Raw genomic sequence first — 5,355 nt, 5'->3', positions numbered from 1 at the left:
CGAGCGCCGCGCCCGCCGCGAGCACGCCCGCGGCGGAGAACCCCGCCCCGCGTCCGCGCCGCGCGCGCAAGCCGAAGGCCGCGTCGGCCGAATGAGCGTGCCCTGGCCGTATCCGTTCTGGATCGCCCATCGCGGCGCCGGCAAGCTGGCGCCGGAGAACACGCTCGCCGCGTTCGCGCTCGGCCATGCGCACGGCTACCGCATGTTCGAGTGCGATGCCCGCCTGAGCGCGGACGGCGAGGTCTTCCTGCTCCACGACGACCGCCTCGAGCGCACCACCGACGGCCGTGGCGACGCGGTGGAGCAGCCGTGGGGCACGCTCGCGCGCCTCGACGCGGGCGCCTGGCACGGCCCCCGCCACGCCGGCGAGCGCCTGCCCACGCTCGCGCAGGTGCTGGCCTTCTGCGGCGAGCGCGGCTGCCTGCTGAACATCGAGATCAAGCCCGCACCCGGCGACGAGATCCGCACCGGACGCCGGGTGGCCGAGGTCCTGGCCGCGGCGTCCGTCGTCCCGCCGCCGCTGCTGAGCTCCTTTTCTCCCACCGCGCTCGCCGCTGCGGCCGCGGTGGCGCCGGCCACGCCGCACGGGCTGTTGCTCGAGACCTTCCGTGCCGGCTGGCTCGACGAAGCGCGTGCGCTCGGCTGCGTCGCGGTGATCGCGGAGTGCGCGGCGTGGACGCCGGAGACCGCGGCGCAGGCCGCCGCGGCCGGCCTGCGCCGCCTGGCCTACACCGTGAACGATGACGCCGAGGCGGAACGCCTGCGCGCGCTCGGCCTCGACGGGCTGATCACCGACCGCGTCGACCACTTCGTCCCCTGAGCGGTCCGGCGCGGGAGCGGAACTCGCGTGCGCGCGCGGGCTCTACTTGACGTTTCTTCTCCCGAGTCCACGATCATGTCCTCTTCCTCCTGGCTGCGCGCGTGCGCGCTCACGAGCGGTCTCCTGTGCACGCTGCCGACGCTGGCGAACCCGGCGCAGAGCCAGGCCCCGTCCGCCGCGCCCGCCTGCCTCGCGCCCGCGAGCTGGGCGCGCACCGACGGGGTGACGCCGCAGGTGGTGGACGCGGGCGGGCTGCTGACCGCGATGGCCGGGCGTGCGGTCGTGCTGCTCGGCGAGCAGCACGACGACATGGACCACCACCGCTGGCAGCTGCAGACCCTCTCCACGCTGCATGCGCTGCGCCCACGGATGGTGATCGGTTTCGAGATGTTCCCGCGCCGGGCGCAGCCGGTGCTCGACCGCTGGGTGGCGGGCGAGCTGACCGAGGCGGAGTTCCTGCAGCAGTCGGAATGGGGCAAGGTGTGGAGCATGCCGGCGGAGCTCTACCTGCCGCTCTTCCACTTCGCGCGCATGAACCGTATCCCGATGCTCGCGCTCAACATCGACGCGGAGCTCACCCGGCGGATCGCCGACAAGGGCTGGGACGGCGTGCCCGAGGGCGAGCGCGAGGGCGTCGGTCGGCCGGCCGCGGCGGTGTCGGCTTACGAGGACTTCCTCTTCGAGATCCACAGCCAGCACGCCCAGATGCGCCAGCACGGCAAGGACCAGGGCAAGCCGGCGCGCGGCGATGCCGCTTTCCGCAACTTCGTGGATTCCCAGCTCGCCTGGGACCGTGCGATGGCCGAAGCCTTGCTCGCCGGCCGCGCGCGCCACGCCGCCGCGGACGGCAGCCTGCCGTTCGCAGTGGGCATCATGGGGAGCGGGCATGTGCGCCACGGCCACGGCGTGGCCCATCAGCTCGCCGCGCTCGGCGAGCCGAGCATCGGCCAGCTGATGCCGGTCGAGGCGGCGACGCCTTGCGTGGAGCTCCCCGCCGGCCTCGCCGACGCGGTGTTCGCCGTACCGGCGCTGCGCCAGCCGCCGCCTCCGCCGCCGCGGCTCGGGGTGGGGCTCGACGACACCGACGGCGGCATCCGCATCGCCGAGCTCACGCCGGGCAGCCTCGCCGAGCGCAGCGGCCTGCGCCGCGGCGACCTGATCACCGAGGCGGCGGGTGCGCCGGTGCGGCGCTCCGCGCAGCTGATCGGCCTGATCCGCCGCCAGCCGGCGGGCACCTGGTTGCCGCTGCAGGTGATGCGCGAAGGCAAGGCGGTCGAGGTGGTGGTGCGCTTCCCGCGCGAGGCGCGCTGAGATGCTGCGCGGGCTGTTCGGGTGGCTGCTGCTTGCCGGCTGGCTGGGCGGGCTTCCTTCCGCCCTGGCCGCGGCCGGGCCGGCCAGGCTGCATCTGGCGGTCGAGCTCGATCCGGCGCGCGGCGAGCTTCAGGTCGAGGCCGTGCTGCGTGCGCCCGAAGCCGGCTACCGCTTCGTGCTGCACGAATCCCTGCAGCCGCAGGCCGCGAGCGCCGACGGGCATGCGCTGCCGCTGCGTGCCGCGGGCAGCCGCGGTACGTTGCGCGCCTGGCGGGTGGATGCGCCGGCCGGCGCCGAGCTGCGCCTGCGCTACGGCGGCAAGCTGCCCGCGCTCGAGCAGGCACGCGACCACCGCGAGGTGCTGCAGGCCATGCCGCCGATGGCCTCGCCAGCGGGCAGCTTCCTCGCCAGTGGCAGCGGCTGGTATCCGCGTCCGGCCGACCTCTTCGCCTACGAGGTGGACCTCGTGGTCCGTGGCGGCCAGCCGGCGCTGGTCGCCGGACGACTGGCGCACGAGCAGCGCCCCGCCGCGGCAGGCGAGCCCTACCGCGCGCGCTTCGTCTTCGAACATCCGGCAGACGGCATCGACCTGATGGCCGGGCCCTGGGTGGTGCGCGAACGCCTCGCCACCCAGGCCGACGGCCGGCCGCTGCGCCTGCGCACCTACTTTCCCGCCGCGCTCGACGGCGAGGCCGGGCTGGCCGAGGCCTACCTCGCCGACAGCCAGCGCTACATCGAGCGCTACTCGGCACAGATCGGCGCCTACCCCTTCACCGAGTTCTCGGTGGTGGCGAGCCCGCTGCCGACCGGCTTCGGCATGCCCACGCTGACCTACATCGGCGAGCAGGTGCTGCGCCTGCCCTTCATCCGCGCGAGCTCGCTCGGTCACGAGGTGCTGCACAACTGGTGGGGCAACGGCGTGCTGGTCGACTACGCGCGTGGCAACTGGTCGGAGGGACTGACCACCTTCATGGCCGACTACGCCTACAAGGCCGAGGCGTCGGCCGCCGCAGCGCGCGAGATGCGCCTGGGCTGGCTGCGCGACTTCGCCGCGCTGCCGGCGGATTCGCACGCACCGCTCGCCGATTTCCGCTCGCGCACCCACGGCGCCGCGGCCGCGGTGGGCTACGGCAAGGCGGCGATGGTCTTCGTGATGCTGCAGGACGAAATCGGCGAGGACGCGTTCGCGCGCGGCATCCGCCTTTTCTGGGAACGCCAGCGCTTCCGTATCGCCACTTGGGACGAACTGCGCGCCGCCTTCGAGGAGGCGGCCGGGCGCCCGCTGCAGGGCTTCTTCCGCCAGTGGCTGGAGCTGCCCGGCGGGCCGGCGCCGCGCATCGAACGGGCACGCTTGATGGAGCCGGCCGGGCAGGGCGCGCGCGTGCGCGTGAGCCTGGCGCAACCGGGACCGGTGCACGCCTTGCGGCTGCCACTGCAGCTCGTGGCGGGGGATCGGGTAGAGACCCGGGTCGTCGAGTTCGCCGCGGGCCGCACCGATGTGGAGCTGACCGCCGGCTTCGTGCCCGAGGGCGTGGCCCTCGACCCGGAGCTGCGCCTGTGGCGCCTGCCCGAGGCCGCGCAACTGCCGCCCATCCTGCGCCAGTGGATCGTCGCCGCCGCGCCGCGGCTGGTGCTTGCCGACGCAAAGGCGGAGGCGGGCGGGGCGGGGAGCGGCGCAGTGAGTGGCGCAGGGAGTGGCGGAGGGAGTGGCGCAGGGAGTGGCGCAGGGAGTGGCGCAAGCGGTGGCACGCCGAGAGGGGCGGACAGTGCATTCGCCGAGGCGGCGCAGGCGCTCGCCGCCCGCCTGTTCGAGCGCACGCCGACGCTGGCAGGTCTCCCAGCCTTGGGCGCAGAGGGCGGGCCGGTGCTGCTGGTGGGCAGCGAGCCCGCGGTGGCCGCGGTGCTCGTCGGTGCCGGCCTGGCGGCACAGCCCCGGGGCATGCCCGCAGGCGGCAGCGCCAGGGTGTGGACCGTGCAGCGTGAGCGCGGCCCGGCGCTCGCCGTGATCGCCGCCGCCGACCCCGCCGCGCTGCGCGCGCTGCAGCGCGCGTTGCCACACTACGGCAGCCAGAGCTGGCTGGTCTTCGACGGCACGCGGGCAAGCGCCCGCGGCGTATGGGACGCGCCTGGCAATGTGGTGAAGGTGGAGCCTTGAGCAGCCCTCGCGAAGCTCGCAGTCCCGCTTCCACGCCCGAGGAGCGGCGTAGGAGCGACGCAAGTCGCGATCAGTGCGCCCGCGGTTTGCGCAGGCGCAGTTCGACCGCAGCTATCGCGACTTGCGTCGCTCCTACGGGAGGGGGCACGACGCTGCGGGCGCCTGCAGCCGTCGCGCGGCGATCCGCCTCCTCGCGGTGCTAGACTGCGGCGCCCATCCGCAATCGCATAACAGGCCTTGTCCATGTCTTCCCGTCCTCTCCTGCTCGCCGCCGCGCTCGCGGCGCTCTCGCTGCCCCTGTCTGCCGCTGCCGACGAGGCCGCGTTCGCGTCCTGCCTCGCCAAGCTGCGCGGCGAGGCCGCGGCCAAGGGCGTGCATGGCGAGACCTTCGACACCCACACGGCCGCGCTCGCGCCCGACATGGCGGTGATCGGCTTCCTCGACGCGCAGCCCGAGTTCGTCACCCCGATCTGGGACTACCTCGCCGCGCTGGTGGACGAGGAGCGCGTCGCCGACGGGCGCGCGATGCTGACGCAGTGGAATGAGGTGCTCGCCGAGGTCGAGCGCCGCTACGGCGTGGATGCCGAGACCGTGGTTGCGGTGTGGGGCGTGGAGAGCAACTACGGGCGCAACTTCGGCAGCCGGCCGCTGCTGACTTCGCTGTCCACGCTGTCCTGCTTCGGGCGCCGGCAGGCCTTCTTCCGCGGCGAATTCTTCACCACGCTGAAGATCCTGCAGGAGGGCCACGTCGCGCCCGAGCGTCTCACCGGCTCCTGGGCGGGCGCCTTCGGCCACACCCAGTTCATGCCCTCGACCTTCATGCGCCTGGCGGTGGACTTCGACGGCGACGGTCGCCGCGACCTCATCGACAGCGTACCCGACGCGCTCGCCTCGACCGCCAACTTCCTCGCGCGCGCCGGCTGGCGCAGTGACCTGCGCTGGGGCTTCGAGGTCCGCCTGCCGCGCGGCATGGACACCGCCGACGCCGGCCGGCGCAACAAGCAGCCGATGGCCGAATGGGCCGCGCGCGGCGTGCGGCGGGCCGACGGCAGCGCCTTGCCCGCGGCCG

General features: G+C 74.3%; 4 protein-coding genes. All 4 read left to right on the top strand.

Features of this window, described 5'->3' with window-relative positions; all coding sequences use genetic code 11:
• Nucleotides 1-91: 91 nt before the first annotated feature.
• Nucleotides 92-820, top strand: a complete 729-nt coding sequence (gene ugpQ / locus C665_RS18195) for a glycerophosphodiester phosphodiesterase (RefSeq protein ID WP_004325849.1) — start codon at nucleotides 92-94, stop codon at nucleotides 818-820.
• 75 nt (nucleotides 821-895) lie between these two features.
• The gene (locus C665_RS18190; RefSeq protein ID WP_004325847.1) at nucleotides 896-2,131 is read left to right on the top strand and encodes a ChaN family lipoprotein; all 1,236 of its coding nucleotides are present in this window, start codon (nucleotides 896-898) and stop codon (nucleotides 2,129-2,131) included.
• A gap of 1 nt (nucleotide 2,132) precedes the next feature.
• Nucleotides 2,133-4,286: a M1 family metallopeptidase gene (locus tag C665_RS18185; RefSeq protein ID WP_004325845.1), complete on the top strand. Its 2,154-nt coding sequence runs from the start codon at nucleotides 2,133-2,135 to the stop codon at nucleotides 4,284-4,286.
• A gap of 243 nt (nucleotides 4,287-4,529) precedes the next feature.
• Nucleotides 4,530-5,355: lytic murein transglycosylase (locus C665_RS18180; protein WP_004325844.1), on the top strand; the 826-nt coding region annotated here is incomplete at its 3' end.

The organism is Thauera aminoaromatica S2, from assembly GCF_000310185.1.
GTDB lineage: Bacteria > Pseudomonadota > Gammaproteobacteria > Burkholderiales > Rhodocyclaceae > Thauera > Thauera aminoaromatica.
Note: the sequence above shows the minus strand (reverse complement) of the source record. Positions and strands in the feature narration are given on the sequence as shown.

Coding starts and splice junctions, on each gene's coding strand:
- ugpQ (WP_004325849.1), top strand. CDS start 92: ATGAGCGTGCCCTGGCCGTATCCGTTCTGGATCGCCCATCGCGGCGCC.
- C665_RS18190 (WP_004325847.1), top strand. CDS start 896: ATGTCCTCTTCCTCCTGGCTGCGCGCGTGCGCGCTCACGAGCGGTCTC.
- C665_RS18185 (WP_004325845.1), top strand. CDS start 2,133: ATGCTGCGCGGGCTGTTCGGGTGGCTGCTGCTTGCCGGCTGGCTGGGC.